Annotated in this window: 11 protein-coding genes; 4 read left to right on the forward strand and 7 right to left on the reverse strand. The window is 72.4% G+C overall.

Annotation, left to right across the window (positions count from 1 at the left end; genetic code table 11):
- Nucleotides 1-15: 15 nt before the first annotated feature.
- From DEJ47_RS33410 to DEJ47_RS33420, 3 genes are all read left to right on the forward strand, one after another.
- The gene (locus DEJ47_RS33410; protein ID WP_150176046.1) at nucleotides 16-5,076 is read left to right on the forward strand and encodes a type I polyketide synthase; all 5,061 of its coding nucleotides are present in this window, start codon (nucleotides 16-18) and stop codon (nucleotides 5,074-5,076) included.
- On the forward strand, nucleotides 5,073-7,904 hold the full coding sequence (locus DEJ47_RS33415) for a helix-turn-helix transcriptional regulator (RefSeq protein WP_190415689.1): 2,832 nt from the start codon (nucleotides 5,073-5,075) through the stop codon (nucleotides 7,902-7,904). The genes DEJ47_RS33410 and DEJ47_RS33415 overlap by 4 nt, the downstream gene beginning before the upstream one ends.
- Before the next feature lie 69 nt (nucleotides 7,905-7,973).
- Nucleotides 7,974-8,369: a hypothetical protein gene (locus DEJ47_RS33420; protein WP_150174741.1), complete on the forward strand. Its 396-nt coding sequence runs from the start codon at nucleotides 7,974-7,976 to the stop codon at nucleotides 8,367-8,369.
- Here the strand turns inward: DEJ47_RS33420 and DEJ47_RS33425 are convergent.
- From DEJ47_RS33425 to abc-f, 3 genes are all read right to left on the reverse strand, one after another.
- Complete coding sequence (locus DEJ47_RS33425; protein ID WP_150174743.1) at nucleotides 8,326-8,874, reverse strand: CGNR zinc finger domain-containing protein; 549 nt, start codon at nucleotides 8,872-8,874, stop codon at nucleotides 8,326-8,328. The two genes, DEJ47_RS33420 and DEJ47_RS33425, sit on opposite strands and share 44 nt — an antisense overlap.
- A gap of 84 nt (nucleotides 8,875-8,958) precedes the next feature.
- Nucleotides 8,959-10,668, reverse strand: a complete 1,710-nt coding sequence (locus tag DEJ47_RS33430; RefSeq protein WP_150174746.1) for an ABC-F family ATP-binding cassette domain-containing protein — start codon at nucleotides 10,666-10,668, stop codon at nucleotides 8,959-8,961.
- 152 nt (nucleotides 10,669-10,820) lie between these two features.
- A complete protein-coding gene (gene abc-f, locus DEJ47_RS33435; protein ID WP_150174748.1) occupies nucleotides 10,821-12,455 on the reverse strand; it encodes a ribosomal protection-like ABC-F family protein in 1,635 nt (544 codons plus the stop codon).
- A 318-nt stretch (nucleotides 12,456-12,773) separates the two neighbouring features.
- On the opposite strand from abc-f, the gene DEJ47_RS33440 reads away from it, so the two are divergent.
- Nucleotides 12,774-12,983: a hypothetical protein gene (locus DEJ47_RS33440; protein WP_150174751.1), complete on the forward strand. Its 210-nt coding sequence runs from the start codon at nucleotides 12,774-12,776 to the stop codon at nucleotides 12,981-12,983.
- 24 nt (nucleotides 12,984-13,007) lie between these two features.
- Here the strand turns inward: DEJ47_RS33440 and DEJ47_RS33445 are convergent, their stop codons facing one another.
- The 4 genes from DEJ47_RS33445 to DEJ47_RS33460 all read right to left on the reverse strand — a co-directional run bounded on the left by DEJ47_RS33445 (nucleotide 13,008) and on the right by DEJ47_RS33460 (nucleotide 17,403).
- Nucleotides 13,008-13,916, reverse strand: a complete 909-nt coding sequence (locus tag DEJ47_RS33445; RefSeq protein ID WP_150174754.1) for a hypothetical protein — start codon at nucleotides 13,914-13,916, stop codon at nucleotides 13,008-13,010.
- A 131-nt stretch (nucleotides 13,917-14,047) separates the two neighbouring features.
- Nucleotides 14,048-15,265: a S1 family peptidase gene (locus DEJ47_RS33450; RefSeq protein ID WP_150174756.1), complete on the reverse strand. Its 1,218-nt coding sequence runs from the start codon at nucleotides 15,263-15,265 to the stop codon at nucleotides 14,048-14,050.
- 282 nt (nucleotides 15,266-15,547) lie between these two features.
- Nucleotides 15,548-16,993: an NAD(P)/FAD-dependent oxidoreductase gene (locus tag DEJ47_RS33455; protein WP_150174759.1), complete on the reverse strand. Its 1,446-nt coding sequence runs from the start codon at nucleotides 16,991-16,993 to the stop codon at nucleotides 15,548-15,550.
- Entirely contained in the window at nucleotides 16,990-17,403 is a 414-nt protein-coding gene (locus DEJ47_RS33460) for a nuclear transport factor 2 family protein (RefSeq protein ID WP_150174762.1), read from the reverse strand. The genes DEJ47_RS33455 and DEJ47_RS33460 overlap by 4 nt, the downstream gene beginning before the upstream one ends.
- Nucleotides 17,404-17,425 lie beyond the last annotated feature (22 nt).

Consider the following 17,425-nt stretch of genomic DNA (forward strand, 5'->3'; position numbering starts at 1 on the left):
CCGGGTGGGAAAGACATGCCGGGTACGGAGGACAAGCTCCGCCACTACCTGAAGCGCGTGACGGCGGATCTCGGACAGACCCGCCAGCGCCTGCGTGACATGGAGGAGCGGCAGCGGGAACCGATCGCCGTCGTCGCGATGGCCTGCCGGTACCCGGGCGGCGTCGCCTCGCCGGAACAGCTCTGGGACCTCGTGGCCTCGCAGGGCGACGCCATCGAGGAGTTCCCCACCGACCGCGGCTGGGACGTGGCCGGCCTCTACCACCCGGACCCGGACCACCCGGGCACCACCTACGTACGCGAAGCCGGGTTCCTCCGGGACGCCGCCCGCTTCGACGCCGACTTCTTCGGCGTCAACCCGCGCGAGGCGCTCGCCGCCGACCCGCAGCAGCGCGTACTCCTCGAAGTCGCCTGGGAGCTGTTCGAGCGGGCGGGCATCGACCCCGGCACACTCAGGGACACGCTCACCGGCGTGTACGCGGGAGTGTCCAGCCAGGACCACATGTCGGGGGAGCAGGTCCCGCCGGAGGTCGAGGGGTACGCGACCACGGGCACCTTGGCCAGCGTCATCTCCGGCCGCATCGCGTACACCTTCGGCCTGGCGGGCCCGGCGGTGACGCTCGACACGGCGTGCTCGGCGTCGCTGGTGGCCATCCACCTGGCATGCCAGGCTCTCCGCCAAGGTGACTGCAACCTGGCTCTCGCGGGCGGAGTGACCGTACTCTCCACGCCCACGGCGTTCGTGGAGTTCTCGCGGCAGCGGGGCCTGGCACCGGACGGACGCTGCAAGCCGTTCGCGGCGGCCGCCGACGGCACCGGATTCTCCGAGGGCGTCGGCCTGATCCTCCTGGAACGCCTCTCCGACGCCCGCCGCAACGGCCACCGCGTACTCGGTGTCGTACGCGGATCAGCCGTCAACCAGGACGGCGCGAGCAACGGTCTCACCGCGCCCAACGACGTCGCCCAGGAACGGGTGATCCGCCAGGCCCTCACCCACGCCCGCGTCACGCACGACGCCGTCGACGCCGTGGAGGCACACGGCACCGGCACGACGCTCGGCGACCCCATCGAGGGCAACGCCCTCCTCGCCACGTACGGAAAGGGCCGCCCGGCGGACCGCCCACTGTGGCTCGGCTCGGTGAAGTCGAACATCGGCCACACGCAGGCCGCCGCGGGCGTCGCAGGTGTCATCAAAATGGTGATGGCGATGCGCCATGGGCAACTGCCCGCCTCCCTGCACATCGACCGCCCCACGCCCCACGTGGACTGGGAGGGCGGGGGAGTGCAGCTCCTCACCGACCCCGTGCCGTGGCCCGAGACGGACCGTCCTCGGCGGGCGGGCGTCTCCTCCTTCGGCATCAGCGGCACCAACGCCCACCTGATCCTGGAACAGGCCCCCGCGCCGTCCGCCCCCGAAGGCTCCGAGACGCGGCGTGATCTCGTGGTGCCGTGGGTGGTCTCGGCACGCAGCCCAGAAGCACTGCGAGCCCAGGCTCGCGCCCTCGCTCTCGCCTTCGCCGGGCGGGCCACCGAAACAGACCGCATGGACACCCCCGTCGACATCGGCTGGTCGCTGCTTCGTACGCGTGCGCTGCACGAGCGCCGCGCCGTCGTGGTGGGCACGGACCGCGCCGAGCTGGTGGCCGGACTGGAGGCACTCGCGGCGGAAGAGCCGCACCCGGCCCTGGTGACCCCGCCTCCGGCGCCACTCGGTGCCGGAAAGCACATGGTCTGGTTGTTCAGTGGTCAGGGCAGTCAGGTGGTGGGGATGGGGGCCGGGTTGTATGAGCGGTTCCCTGTGTTTGCTGCCGCCTTTGACGAGGTGTGTGGGCTGCTTGACGCGGAGTTGGGTGGTTCGGTTCGGGAGGTTGTGTTCGGGGGGCCGCGGGAGCGGCTTGATCACACGATGTGGGCGCAGGCCGGGTTGTTCGCGTTGCAGGTGGGGTTGGCCCGGTTGTGGGAGTCGGTGGGGGTGCGGCCGGATGTGGTGGTCGGGCATTCCGTCGGGGAGATCGCGGCGGCGTATGTCGCGGGGGTGTTCGGGCTTGCGGATGCGTGCAAGGTGGTGGGTGCGCGGGCGCGGTTGATGGGTGGGTTGCCCGAGGGTGGTGCGATGTGCGCGGTGCAGGCCACGCCCGAGGAGCTGGCAGCGGACCTCGAAGGTTCGGGTGTGAGCATAGCGGCGGTCAACACGACTGACTCGACGGTGATTTCGGGTCCGGCTGATGAGGTCGAGAGGGTTGTCGCGCTGTGGCGGGGGAGGGGTCGTAAGACCAAGGCGCTCGCCGTCAGTCACGCGTTCCATTCCGTCGTGATGGAGCCGATGCTCGCGGACTTCACCGAAGCGATACGTGACGTGACGTTCGCGGCGCCCAGGGTCCCGCTGATGAGCAACGTCACCGGTCGGGAAGCCGGGGCGGAGATCACCGCTCCGGAGTACTGGGCCGAACACGTACGCCAGGCCGTCCTCTTCCAGCCCGCCATCACCGAAGTCGCCGACCGAGCAGGCGCGTTCGTCGAGCTGGGCCCCGCTCCCGTCCTCGCCACCGCCACCCAGCACACCCTCGACGCCGTGGCCGACCCGCACGGAGAATTCGAGCCCGTCGTCACCGCCTCCCTACGTCACTCCGACCTGCCGGACGACGTCGCCTTCGCGCAGGCCATGGCCCGGCTCCACACAGCCGGAATCGCCGTCGACTGGTCCGGGTGGTTCCCGGCCGACGCTTCGCCCCGCACCGTCGACCTGCCCACTTACCCTTTCCAGGGACGGCGCTTCTGGCTGGCGGACGTCGCGGTGCCCGGCGTCGCACCCGTGGCGGACGGGAAAGAGGCCGGGTTCTGGGCGGCCGTGGAAGGCGCGGATGTCCAGGCCCTCTGCGACACCCTGCACCTGAAGGACGATGCACACCGGACCGCCCTGGAGACGGTGTTCCCTGCGCTGTCCGCGTGGCGCCGCGAGCGGCTGGACCGGTCGACCGTCGACGCCTGGCGGTACCGCGTCGACTGGCGACGCGTGGAGCTGCCGACGCCCGCACCGGGCACCGGGTCCTGGCTGGTTCTGGCCCCCAAGGGTGGCGCGGAGGCATGGTCGCGTACGTGTGTCCGGGCGCTGGAGGAGGCAGGTGCGCCGGTACGTCTCGTCGAGGTCGGGACGGGCGCCGAACGCGCCGAACTGACCGACCTGATCCGTTCGTGGCGGTCGACGTGCGCGGACGACGACATACCGCTCACGGGAGTGCTGTCACTGCTGGCGCTCGACGACGGAACCGGCGCCGACACCGACACCGACACCGGAGCTCGTCCCGGGTTCACCGGCGCCTCGGCCACCCTCGCCCTGCTGCAAGGCCTGCTCGAAGCCGAAGCCGAAGCCGAAGCCGAAGCCGAAGCCGGAGCCGGAGCCGATGTTGCCCTCTGGTGCGCCACCCGGGGCGCCGTGTCGTGCGGCGACACCGACCCGGTCGTCTCCCCGGAACAGGCCCCCGTCTGGGGGATCGGCCGCGTGGCCGCCCTGGAACACCCGGAGCTGTGGGGCGGACTGCTGGACCTGCCCGGCGATCCGGACACACTCGACCCCGCCGCGCTGTACGCGGTGCTGTGCGGGGACAGTGGCGAGGACCAGGTGGCGCTGCGGCGCGGTGGGGTCCTCGGCCGACGTCTGGTGCCCGACGCGCCGACCGGCGACGAGACGGCCCCGACGGCCGGAAGGTGGCGGCCTGAAGGCGCCGTCCTGGTGACGGGTGGCGTCGGGAGGCTGACGGAGCAGGTCGTGCGCTGGCTCGCCGCATCCGGTGCCGAACACGTCGTCCTCCTGGACACGGCCCCGGAGGACGGTCGCGGCAGTGACCGGGCCGAACGGGACAGCGGGCTCGCCGCCGAAGTCGCGTCCCACGGAGCCCGGTTCACGGTTCTTGCGCCCCCGTACGGAAGTCGAGGCCGGGCCGGGGGCCACGACCGCACACTCGCCCAGCTCACGGACGTGGACATACGCACCGTCATCCACACCTCCCTCCCCGGCGAGCTCGCCCCCCTCGCCGAGGTCACGCCCGACGCGCTCGACGCGGCCACGGCCGCGGCCGGGGAGCTGGGCGATCTGGTGGCAGCCGACACGGTTCTCTACTTCTCCTCCGTCGCCGCCACGCTCGGCAGCAGGGAGCACGGCGCGTACGCCGCCGCCAACGCCTACCTCGACGCGCTCGCCCAGCGGCACGGCGACGGGGGAGCAGGCCCCCGGACCGTCTCCGTGGGGTGGGGCATCTGGGATCTGCCGGAGGACGGCGACCTGGCCCGCGGCGCGGCCGGGCTGTCCCGGCGCCAAGGACTGCCGCCTCTGGAGCCCCGGCTGGCACTCAGCGCGTTGCACACCGTGCTCGACGCGGGACGGGGACACGGCCTGGTCGCCGACATCGAATGGGACCGGTTCGCGCCGCTGTTCACCCTCGCCCGTCCGACTCGTCTGCTCGACGAGGTCCCCGCGGCCCGCCGCGTCCTCGACGCCTCCTCGGACAGTGCCGGCAGCGCCGAGGTCGCCGTGAAAGCCGCCGCGCTGCGACGCGAGCTGGCCGCCCTGCCCGTGCGGGAGCGGAGCGGAAGGCTGCTCGACGTGGTGCGCGAGCAGGTCTCCGGCGTGCTGCGGTACGAGCCGGGGCAGGAGGTGGAGCCGGAGAAGGCCTTCAAGGACCTGGGCTTCGACTCCCTCGTCGTGGTGGAGCTGCGCAACCGGCTGCGCGCCGCGACGGGGCTGCGGCTGCCCGCCACGCTGGTCTACGACTACCCGACGCCCCGCGCCCTCGCCGAACACCTGCTGGACAAGGTCCTGCCCGACGGCGGGGCGGGCGAACTCCCCGTCGCCGGGCACCTGGCCGACCTGGAGGAGGCCCTCGCCGGACTCGCGGTGGACGACCCCCGCCGCAGAGGCCTGGTCCGGCGCCTGCAGACCCTGCTGTGGAAGCAGCCGGACTTTGCGGCGGCCCCGCTCCCCGCCGACGGCGAGGACGGGCAGGGCGGGACGGACGACCTGTCGGCCGCGAGCGCCGACGACATGTTCGCGCTGATCGACCGCGAGTGGGGCACCCAGTGACGCGCACCGTCGGTCGGCACGGCGCGGACGGCCTGGTGGAACGGGACGCGGAACTGGCCGCCCTGCGGAGCGCGTACGAGGAGGAGGCGGACACCCGCGGCAGCCTGGTGGTGCTCGGCGGGGCGGTCGGCACCGGCAAAACGGCGCTGCTGCGGGCCTGGACGGAGCGGGTCGCGCCCGACGCGCTGGTGCTGACCGCCACGGCCTGCCGGGCCGAACGTGAACTGCCCCTGGGCATCCTGGAGCAACTGGTGCGCGGCTGCCCGGAACTGCCGACCGCGACAGCCGAACGCACGCTGGCGTGGTGCGACGAAGCAGCCTGCGCGACCGCGACCGCGACCTTAACCGCACCCGCACCCGCACCCGCACCCGCACCCGCGCCGACGCTGCCCGCTCCCCTTCGGAGCACGAACACACCCGCGCTGCGCGGACTCTGCGAGGCGCTGCGCGCCCTGGTCGCCGAGCGGCCCGTTCTGATCGCCGTCGACGACGCGCACCACGCCGACGCGGCCTCACTGCAATGCCTGCTGTACATGGTGCGCAGGCTGCGCCCGGCGCGCCTCCACTTGCTGTTCACCGAGTACATCCATCAGACGGCGGGCAACGCGCTGCTCCACAGCGAGTTTCCGCACGAGCCCGCGCTGCGGCGGATCCGTCTCGAGCCGTTGTCGAAGGCCGGGGTGGAAGCCGTGCTCGCGAGGCGACTCGACGAGGAGACGGCGCGGAACCTCACTCCTCTCGTCCACGGCATGAGCGCGGGCCACCCGCTCCTCGTCCACGCGCTGGCCGAGGACCACCGGTCGGCGGGCCGCGCCGGGGAGGCGTACGGGCGGGCGGTGCTCGGCTTCCTCCACCGACACGAGGCACCGGCGACCGAAGTCGCCCGTGCCGTCGCCGTGTTGGGAGCCCAGGCGGCCCCCGCGCTGGTCGGTCGGCTTCTCGATGTGGACGCCGCTTCCGTGGCCCGCGCCGTGCACCGGCTCACCGTCGCGGACGTGCTGCACGAGGGACGCCTGTGCCATCCGGCGTTCGGGGCGGCGATCCTGGACGGGATGCCCACGGAGGAGCGTCGCAGGCTGCACGGGCGGGTGGCCGCGCTCCTGCACGAGGCAGGCGCCCCGGCCGACGATGTGGCCGCCCACCTCGTCGCCGCGGACCGGACGGACACGCCGTGGGCGGTTCCCGTGTTCGAGGAAGCGGCCCAACTCGCCCTGGACGATGACCGGGTGGAGACGGCGGTGGACTACCTGCGGGCCGCGTACCGGAGGTGCCGGGGCGTCGCGCAGCGGGCCGCGGTCATGGGCGCGCTCGCCGACGCGGAATGGCGCCTGGACCCCGCGAAGGTCCTCCACCACCTCCCCGACCGGTCCCCGGCCCCGGACGCGCCCCTCCCACCCCACATTCCCGTCACCCTCCCCACCCACCTCCTCTGGCATGGACGCGTCGACGAAGGACTGGATGCCATCTGTGCGCTAGCCGGTCCGAATCCGGCCGGCGCACCGCCCATGAACGCCGCGGACCTCGACACCCCGTGGCTCTGGGGCGCCTACCTCTACCCCGGGCACGTCAAGGACCGGCTCGGCTCCGGCGTGCTGGCCGCGCAGCGTTCGGCACCGCCCGCCGCCACCCCCGAACTGCAGGGCGCGGGCACCCTGATGCAGGACCTGCTGCACGGCAGTGAGAGCGACCCGGTCGACGCCGTCGACGCGGCGGAACGCGCCCTCGACCGCTACCGCCTCGGCCCCCGCACCGTCGCCGCCCAGACCGCCGCCCTGGCCACGCTCACCTACCGCGACCGGCCGCACCGGGCCGCCGCCTGGTGCGACGGGCTCGTCGCGCAGGCCGGAGAACGCAACAGCCCCACCTGGCAGGCCTGGTTCACCGCGTGGCGTGCCCTCATCCATCTGCGCCAGGGCGACCCGGCTGCGGCACGACAGCGCGCCGCCACCGCACTGGACATGCTCGGCGCCAAGGGCTGGGGAGCCGCGATCGGCCTCCCGCTCGCCGCCGCCGTACAGGCCCACGCGGCCACCGGAGACGTCGACGGCGCGGCGTCCCTCCTCGAACGGCCCGTGCCCCAGGCGGTGTTCCAGTCCCGCACGGGGTTGCACTATCTGGCGGCTCGTGGCCGCTACCACCTGGCCACCGGATGTCATTACGCCGCCCTGGGCGACTTCTACGCCTGCGGTACGCGCATGAGCGGCTGGGGCGTCGACCTGCCCGCGCTGGAATCGTGGCGGCTCGGTGCCGCCGAGGCGTACCTGGCCCTCGGTGAGTCCCTCCTGGCCCGCCGGCTCGTCGACGACCAGATGACGTTGCCCGCTCCGGCCGACGGCCGCACCTGGGGCATGACGCTGCGGCTGCGGGCCGCCACATCCCCCGTACCGGACCGCATCGAGCTGCTCGACGAGGCCGTCGCCGTGCTCAGGAGTGCCGGTGACGTGTTCGAGCTGGCGCGGGCCGTGGGAGAGCAGAGTGAGGCCGTACGGGAGGCGGGAGAGACGGAACGCGCGCGGCTGCTCGCCCGCAAGGCCGAGCTCCTGGCCCGTCGCTGGGACACCACGCCCCCGCCCGCGGTCGGCCCCTCGCCCGCTGCCGGGCCGCCCCCGGCCGGTCCCGTGTCGCCGCACCCGACCGGCCACCCCGAACCGGACGCCGAGCTGACCGAGGCCGAACGCCGCGTGGCCGAACTGGCCGCCGACGGGTTCACCAACCGGGAGATCTCCCGCAAGCTGTACGTCACGGTCAGCACCGTCGAACAGCACCTGACCAGGATCTACCGGAAGCTCGACGTCAAACGGCTGGACCTGCAGGCAGTGCTGCGGTAGCGGGCCCGCTCACCGGGCACCGGCCGGTGTGCCGTGCAACCTTTCCGTCGATGCGGCCGTCTTCCAGTCATGATCCTCGCGTCCGATGACCCAGGCCTGTGGGTCCTGCCCGTACTGCTCCTGCTGGGGGCGGCCGTCGTCGCGCCCCTCGCCGGCGCGGTGCTCGCCGGACGCGTCGTCCTGCGCATCGCGCGCTCCGCCGCCTCCGGCGACCTCTGGAGCGCGCTCACCCCCGGCACGTGGCTGCTCGCCGCCGGGGCGGGCGCGCTCGGCGCGGCGGTCCGTCTCTCCGCCGCCGTGTTCGACAGGCCCGCCGCATGGGTGGGGGACGTCAGTCTCGTCTGCTGCTGCTTCGCCCTGGCCGCCGTGACGATGGCGGGGCTCACCGCGGTCCTCCACCGGCACCTCGGGACGGTGCGTGTCATGCCCCGGTCTTCTTCCGCGCGCGGTACGCGGCGGCCTTGATCTTGTTGCCGCAGGACTCCATGCCGCACCACTGGCGCCGCATGCCGCGGGAGCGGTCGATGTAGACCCGGGTGCACTCGGGGTTGCCGCACTCCTTGAGCAGCGGTATGTCCGGGCCGCCGAGCAGTTCGACGGCCTGGCGGGCCACGGTCGCGAGAGCCTGGTCGGGGGTCGCCTCGTTGTGCCGCCCGGCCAGTGCGAGCTGGGGTGTCACGGGGGTCCGGCGGGCGGCGGCGTTGAGCACGGCGAGCGCCTCGCGGTCGAAGCCGTCGCCGAGACGGCGGTCGGTGAGGAGCCGGTAGACCGCCTCGCGTACGGTCGTCGCCGCCCGGACGTCGCTCTCCTCCGCGGGCGTGATCGCGTCCACGAGCCCGGACTCCAGATACCAGGCGTTGAGCCGCTCCGGCGTCACGAACATCTCGAACCGCGTGGAGCGTCGCGCGCGGAGCGTGGCCGCGAAGTCGAGGGCAGGGTGTCCGCAGACGAAGACGTGGTCGAGATGCACGTCACCATCCTGACAGGTGACCTTCGCGCGCCGCAACGAAGGCCACCGACGCGCCCTCACCCGTCCTGTGCTTCCCGCGCGCCCCTATCTCGGCAGCCGGAGCGTGTGCCCCTCCCACCGCCGCCGCAGCCAGCGGTCGTGGCTCGCGATGACGATGGCCCCGGTGCCGTCCTCCGGACCGGAGCCGGGGTTCATCGCCTCCTCCAGTTCGTCGCACAGGCGCGGCGAGAGGTGGTTGGTCGGCTCGTCGAGCAGGAGCAGCTGGGGCGGACGGGCCACCAGGAGGGCGAGCGCGAGCCGTCGACGCTGACCTACAGACAGGGTGCCGACGGGTTTGTCCAGGTCGGCCGCGTGGACCAGGCCGAGCGACACCAGCGGAACCGCCTCGGCCCGCTCCGGCCCCAGCCCCCGTGCATACGTGTCCCGGGCCGTACGTTCGGGCCGCGCGAACACCGTGTCCTGGGCGAGCAGCCCCACCGTCAGGTGCTCCCGTCGACGTACCTCCCCCTCGGCGGCGAGGCGCCCGGCGAGCACGGCGAGCAACGTCGACTTGCCCGCCCCGTTCGCACCCGTCACCAGCAGCCGCTCGCCCGCCGCCACGTCAAGCGCGTCCAGCGCGAGCCGACCGGGCACCCGCACGTCACGCAACGAGACCAACGGCTCCGGGTCGTCCTCCGCACGCCCGATGGACTCAACTTGGGCAGTCGTCCGCGCACTCAGCACTTCCGCAGCGAACCGCAGTGGCCGCGGCGGCGCGGGCACCTGGACGCGCTCCAACTCGTCCAGGCGCCGCGTGGCGTTGCGCAACCGGCGGGAGATCTGGCTCTGCACCCGGCCCGCCCGATGGCCGTAGCCCATCTTCTCGCTGTCGCGCGGCCCGCGGTCAGGGGCCACCCGGCGGGCGGTGACACCCGCCGAGTGCCGCAACGCCCGCAGTTCTTCCTGCTCATCGGCGTGACGCTGTTCCCAGCGCGCCCGCTCGGCGCGCTTCGCGCCCACGTACGCCGAGTAGTTGCCGCCGTGGCGGACCGGCCCTCCGACCGCCGGGTCGAGGTCGATCAGGTCGGTGCAGACGGCGTCGAGGAACGCGCGGTCGTGACTGGCGGCCACCACCGTGCCGGGCAGGTCGCGCAGCTGCTCCTCCAGGAAGGCGGCGGCGCCGTCGTCGAGGTGGTTGGTCGGCTCGTCGAGGAGCAGCGCCGTCGGCCGCCGTACGAGCAGCGCGGCCAGCGCGAGCCGGCCGCGCTGCCCGCCGGACAGCGAGCCGAGCGTACGGTCGTGCGTGAGGGAGCCCAGGCCGAGCCCTTCGAGGACCAGCGCGGCCCGGCGGTCGGCGTCCCAGGACTCGCGGTCCTGCGCCTGTTCGAGCCGTCGGCCGTAGACGTCGAGGAGCTCCCGGTGGGCGGGCGTGTCCTCGGGTACGCGGGCGATCTCCTCACTCAGCCGTCCGAGCTCCGCCAAGTCCTCACGGGCCTCGCGCAACGCGTCGTCGAGGACGGCCGCGATGGTCGAGTCGGTGTCGAAGGGCATCTCCTGGTGCAGGAAGCCGAGCTCGGCGGGCCGGACGACGCTGCCGGTGTCGGGCTCGTCCACACCGGCGAGGATCCGCAGCAGCGTGGACTTGCCGACGCCGTTCTCGCCGATCAGGCCGATGCGATGGCCCGGGGAGGCGGTCAGGGAGACGCCGTCGAGTACGCGACGGCCCCCGAAGTCGCGCACGACGTCGTGGGCGAGCAGGGCGTGTTGGGGCCGGGCCGAGGGCTGGTGCTGGTGCTGCGACTGGGGCTGAGACATGGGAGACCGTTCTCCGGTGTCGGTGTCGGTGTCAGTTGCGGTTGCGGTGTCGGAGTCGTGGCGGTGGCGGTGTGGTGCCGAGTGGTTGCCGAGCGGTCGGCCCGGCCCGGCGAGTCGCCCCGCACGGGCCAGGCCGCACACTGACCGACGGCTCACACCGCGGGTGCTCCGGTCTCCCTCAGCGCACCGTCCGCCAGCCGCAGCCGACGGTTCACCCCGATCTCGGCGAGGAAGCGCTCGTCATGGCTGATCACGACGAAGGCGCCCTGATACGAGTCGAGTGCGCTCTCCAACTGACCCGCGCTGACCAGGTCGAGGTTGTTCGTCGGCTCGTCGAGCAGCAGCAACTGCGGTGCCGGTTCGGCGCAGAGCACGCACGCGAGGGTGGCGCGCAGCCGCTCACCACCGGAGAGGACGCCGACGGGCAGATGGGCCCGTTGGCCCCGGAAGAGGAAACGGGCGAGCAGGTTCATCCGCTCCGCCTCGGGCCGCTCGGGAGCGGACGCGGCGAAGTTCTGCGCCACGGTGCGCTCCGGGTCCAGCAGGTCGAGACGCTGCGAGAGGTACGCGATCCGGCCGTCGTTGCGCTTGATCTCGCCCTCGTCCGGCGCGAGGTCACCGGTGACGAGCCGCAGCAGGGTGGTCTTGCCGGAGCCGTTGGGCCCGGTCAGCGCGATGCGCTCGGGTCCGCGGATGGTCAGGTCGACGCCCCCTTCGGCGAACACCGCCCGGCCTGCGTGCCGCACCTGCATGCCCTCGCCGAGGAAGAGATTGCGTCCGGCAGGGACCCGGGTGTCGGGCAGTTCGAGGGTGATGCGCTGCTCGTCACGGAGCGCGCGTCCGGCCTCGTCGAGACGGGCCTTGGCCTCGCTGACCCGCGTCGCGTGCATCTGACCCGCACGGCCCGCGGACTCCTGCGCGCCCCGCTTCATGTTGCCGGCGAAGATGCGGGGCAGCCCGGCGTTCTTGAGGTTGCGGGCGGCGTTGCTCTGCCGGCGATCGGCCCGCTCGCGGGCCTGCTGCGCCTCGCGCTTCTCGCGCTTCAGTTCCTGCTCCGCGTTGCGGACGTTCTTCTCGGCGACCTCCTGCTCGGCCCGCACGGCCTCCTCGTACGCGCTGAAGTTGCCGCCGTAGAAGCGCAGTTCGTCGCCGCCGAGTTCGGCGATGCGCTCCATGCGGTCGAGCAGCGGGCGGTCGTGGCTGACCAGGAGCAGGCAGCCGGTGAAGTTCTCCAGTACGGCGTAGAGCTTGTGCCGGGCGTCCAGGTCGAGGTTGTTGGTCGGCTCGTCGAGGAGCAGTACGTCGGGGCGCCTGAGGAGTTGGGCGGCGAGGCCGAGGGAGACGATCTGGCCGCCGCTGAGCGTGCTCAGCCGACGGTCGAGGTCGAGACCGGCGAGCCCGAGACGGTCGAGTTGGGCGCGGGTGCGCTCCTCGATGTCCCAGTCGTCGCCGATGGTGGTGAAGTGCGCTTCGCTCACGTCGCCCGACTCGACGGCGTTCAGCGCCTGGATCACGGGAGCGACGCCCAGGACTTCGGCGACCGTGAGGGTGCCGGTCAGGGGGAGGCTCTGCGGGAGGTGGCCGAGCGTGCCGCTGACCGACACCGAGCCGGCGGTGGGCCTGAGCTCACCCGCGATCAGCTTGAGCAGGGTGCTCTTGCCGGAGCCGTTGGGGGCGACCAGGCCGGTGCGCCCGGAGGTCAGCGTGAACGACAGGGCGCTGAGGACCGGGGTGTCGTCGGGCCAGGCGAAGGAGAGGTTCGAGCAGGTGATGGCGGCGTCGGACATGGAGGAAACCTCGAGGTGTCGACAGGGCAGACAGACCTCTGCCCTGGGCAGGGTGGGGAAGGACGGGACGACGAACAGGGCCACGGCAGCAGCGCACCTACGGCGCCGGCCGGTGGCCTGTCACTTCCGGATCTCATCCGGAGATGTCGTCTTCACCCACCACGTCTGTGACTCCTCGGTCAATCAGGTCCAGGTCTTTCGGAGCGTAGCAGGTGCCCGCCCTGCCACGTGTGACCCGGCCGCACTCCTGGCCTTCGCGGTCCGTCACCGGTTAAAGTGGTGACGTATTCATACGGCGAAGTCGAAGTGGAGACCCCCATGGCCAAGGAACTCACCAGCACGACCACTGCCGTCGGTACTGCCGCCGCGGCACGCCACGAGCGCTTCGGCCGCCTCCCCGAGCGCATCCGCTTCGAGGACATGACCGAGGGGGCGTCGACCGGCCGGAGCGGTACGGAGCCCGGCGCCTACCACCCCGAGGGCTCGTGGAAGTACTACTCGTGCCTGGCGCTCGACCTGGGGTTTTGACCGTCGCAGCGGAAGGAACGCCCCTCAGGCGGGCCACTCCCACTCCATCCCGTACACCCCGGGCCTGCAGTGCGTGGGCAGCAGGTGGGTCGTGTGGAAGGCGTCGAGAGCGGTGCGGCGGCGATGGCGGGGCTCGGCGCCGATCTGCTCGCGCTGGTAGCTCCAGCAGCCGGCGGGCAGCGCCAGGGGATGGAAGCGCACGTGCAGCAGGTAGGCCCGCAGGGGCGTGGTGACGCGGCGCTCGTGCTGGTAGGAGACGTCCGAAGCGGCCCGGAGCGTGTACGCGACCACCGCGGTCTCCGTCCTGGCCAGTTGCCGCCCCAGCGGAATGTCGGCCGCCACGCACCCGAGCTCCGGCAGGAAACGGCTGCGCGGCGGCGGCCCGTAGGGGACGGAGAGCTCGACCGTCCCCGCCTTCGGGGAGTCGAGGAAGTGCACGACGGTGAGGTGCTCGACCGCGTCCCGGACGGCCTGCACCACGGTCGTGATCGACGTCTCGTGGATGGACCGGTGCTCGTCCAGGCACACCGTCTCCTGGACGGTCAGCGGCCGCAGTCCCTCGTTGAACTGCGGGAACGCGTCACCGAGAGCCTGTTCCACGTCCGAGTTCTCGCCGTAGACCGTGCGGGCGACGGTCGGGTCGACCGGTGGGGGACCGCCGCGCGGCCGGTGCGGGCCCACCAGCGAGCGGAGCGTTCCGGCGGGCAGGTTGAGGAGCGGCTCCAACGCGTCGACGGCACGCAGGGACTGGGCGCGCTCCGGCTGGCTGCGTCCGCGCTGCCAGTGGCTCAGCGTGGCGAGGCTGACGGTGATCTGCTGGGCCCTGAGGTGGTCGCGTATGCGCTCCAGCGGCAGCCCGCGTTGTTGCAGGGCCCGGCGGAACACGGTCGCGAAGGTCGTATCGGGCCCTTCGGTGTGGGGGATGTTCGGCATGGCGTCTTTCGGGGGCGCGGGAGTCCCTCGCCCCGATGAGGGTGGCTCGACGGCGATTTCAAGCCACACAGGCGACCAGGGGCCGCCCACCATAGCCGGTGGGCGGCCCCTGGTCTTCCTTCGAAGGCCGGTCAGTTGGTGTTCAGAGTCAGCCCGTAGTACGAGAGGGCGTCGTCGAGTGGCTGGAAGTAGGACGAACCGCGCGAGTTCACACCCCCGGTGCACCGCTGGCTCACCGGGCCGCCGGAGGTCATGCCCTGGGCCTGGTTGCCGGAGATGTACGCGCCGCCGCTGTCGCCGCCCTGGGTGCAGACGCTGGAGGTGGCGAGACCCCTGACGACCGTGTCGGGGCCGCCGTTCTGGTCGACGTAGGTGACGGAGACGTTGTACGAACCGACCGTGCCGCACGTCCACCCGGTGGTCGCGCCGGACTTGCAGAGCGCGGCACCGGACGCGGCGCGGCGGCTGCCGTTCACGGCGATGTTGCCGGCCTGGCCCCAGGTGCCGACCTGGGTCGTGATCGAGTGCCCGGAGTTGATGGCGGCGACGCCCATGTCGACGCTGTCGGTGCCGACCCCGAAGCGGGTGTGGGTGCCCTTGGCGAACGCGGTGCCGCCGTAGCGCAGGGTGGGCAGCCCCTCGACGCAGTGGCCCGCGGTGACGAGGTACTGCTTGCCGGACCGGTCGCGGGCGCCGTAGCCGACGGAACACCAGCCGGTGGTGTCGTTGATCGTCATCTTGCTGCCGGGGGCGATCGCGGCCTGCGGGGCGCTCTTCTCCTGACCCCGGACGATCTTGACGGCGGAGCCGTACGTCTTGGCCTTGGCGAGGAACGCCTTCGCGGCCGCCCCGCGGTCGTTGTTCACCTTGACGGTGACCTTGTCCGCTGCCAGGTCCACGGACCAGTCGACGACACCGGCGGGGGCGCGCCGGGTGGCGGCGGCGTCGAGCCCCGCCTTGATCTCGTCGAGCTCGTCCTCGCCGCGGGCCGGGACACGGGCGTCGAGGCCGGCCTTCTCGATGGCGGCGACATCGGCCTTGTCGTCGGCGTTGACGGTCAGCCTGCCGGACGCGTCGAAGAACGCCCCGTCCTCGGATATCCCGCTCTCCCTCAGCCCGGTGAGCCGGGCCTGCTGGGCGTCCTGCCGGTCGAGCCGATCGACGGCGGCTTTCTCGCTCACACCGAGCGACGCGGCGAGCGCCCGCACCATCTCGGGCTGGTAGCGCGCGGCGGGGGTGGTGTCCTTCACCGGGGCCTGAGCCTGCGCGGTGGCCTGGGTTCCCACAACCACTGACGCCGAGAGCAGAGCGGCCACGGCGGCGAATCTGTATCTACGAGATTGCGACACACTGATTCCTTCCGGATGGCAGGCAGGAACTCTCCGTCATACGGGAAAAAGGGGGGTGGGTTCCTGCCTGTCGGCGAGCGTGGGGCTCGCCGCGGCATGAACTCTGGCCCAGTGCTCAGCTCTTCAACAAGGTCTGTGACGAGGGCAGCTTTTAACAGAACATCAAGGGATCTGTTAAAACGGCACGCTTCGGCGTGCGCTGTCAGGGGGCGGGGACGGAAAGGGCCGACGGCCCCCGTCCGCGGTCGGACAGGGGCCGTCGGTGGCGGCGAGCCGGAGGCGTCAGGTGCGTACGGCCGCAGGTGTGATCTTGGCCGGATCCAGCTGCACGACGGCCAGCTCCTCCGGGTGCAGCGGGGGAGCCGTCAGCTCCGGCAGACGCTCGTCGGCGCGCATCGCGATGAGGAAGCGGTTGGAGCCCAGTTCGGTCTGCGGCGCGTTGAGGCTCATCACGTCCGTGACGATCTCGGATGCCTTGGGGGAGCGGATCGACGCGGCCGTGATGGCCTCCGCGAACCGCAGACGCTGCTCGGTGTCCACTCCGATGAGGCGCGGATCCGTCGCCGAGACGCGGCAGTTGACGTAGTCGATGTCCTTGGTCGCGGCCAGGATCCACGGGTCGTCGACCGCCGCGCCGATCGCCTTCTGGAGACGGAGGGCGGCCCCCGCGCCGACCTGCGGCTCCTTCCGGAACTCGCGGTCGATCGTGTCGGCGCAGCGCGCGGCCGAGCTCATCCCGTGCCCGTAGATCGGGTTGAACGCGGTCAGTGAGTCGCCGATGACGAGCAGCCCGTCGGGCCACTCGGCGAGCCGCTCCGGATACAGGCGGCGGTTCGCGCCGGAACGGGAGCCGAAGACCGGCGTGAGCGGCTCCGCGTCGCGCAGGAGCTCGGCGAGGATCGGATGGCTCAGGTTCTCCGCGAAGGGCAGGAACTCGTCTTCGTTGGACGGCAGTTGCGCGCCCCGCGTGCAGGAGAGCGTCGCGAGCCAGCGCCCGCCCTCGATGGGGTAGACCACGCCGAAGCGTCCCGGTTCGCGGACGCGGTCGTCGGCGGCGATGTTGACGGCGGGGAAGTGGGTCGTCGCGCCGGGCGGGGCCTCGAAGAGACGGGTGGCGTAGGCGACGCCCGCGTCCACCACGTCTTCTTCGAGTGCGGGCACGCCCAGCGCCGACAGCCACTGCTTCAGGCGGGAGCCGCGACCGGTGGCGTCGATCACCAGGTCGGCTTCGAGGGTCTCCCGCGTACCGCCGTCCACGTCACGCACGACGACACCGGTGACCCGGCTCCCGTCGCCCGAGAGCTCGACCGCCTCGGTGCGCTGCCGGACGCGGATGCCGGCGGACGCCAGCGCCTCTTGACGTACTGTCAGGTCGAGCAGCGGTCGGCTGGCGACCAGCGCGAACTGGGTGGCCGGAAAGCGGTGCTGCCACCCCTGCCCGGTCAGGGTCACCAGGTCCTCGGGGAAGCCGAGACGGCGCGCGCCGGCCGCGAGGAGGCGGTCGGTGGTGCCCGGCAGCATCTCCTCGATGAGGCGGGCGCCGTTGGACCACAGCAGGTGGGCGTGGCGGCCCTGCGGAACCCCCTTGCGATGCCGGGGCTCCTCGGGCAGGGCGTCACGTTCCACGACGGTGACGGCGTCGACGTGGCGGGCCAGGACATGGGCCGCGAGGGTGCCTGCCATGCTGGCGCCCAGCACGACGGCGTGTGCGGGTCGGGTGGTGGTCACGCGCGGGTCCCTTCGGGGTGGGTGGCGTCGGCGGGCCCGTCCATGGTCACGTCGGTGACTCCCCAGAACGCCTGGACCCGGCGGCCCAGCCCGTTCTCGTCGAGTTCGACGATGCCGACGATGCGGAACGTCATCGGCCGCGGCCGCTGCACCGTGACGGTGGTCGGCGTCACCACGAAACGGTCGTCCATCGAGGTCATCGGCGGCTCGGGCACCTCGTGCGTACCGCAGGACACGGCCAGTTCGAGATGCCTGCGGAGGTCGTCCTTGCCCACCATCGGGGGCCGCCCCACCGGGTCCTCGAAGACGATGTCGTCCGTGAACAGGTCGAGGACGCCCTCGATGTCACCGGCGTTGATCCGCCGGGCGTAGTCGATGGCCATCTGCTTGCGCGCGGCCTCGTCGGGCATGGCACCTCCAGGAAGGGTGGGC

Source organism: Streptomyces venezuelae (genome assembly GCF_008642355.1).
Lineage (GTDB): Bacteria > Actinomycetota > Actinomycetes > Streptomycetales > Streptomycetaceae > Streptomyces > Streptomyces venezuelae_B.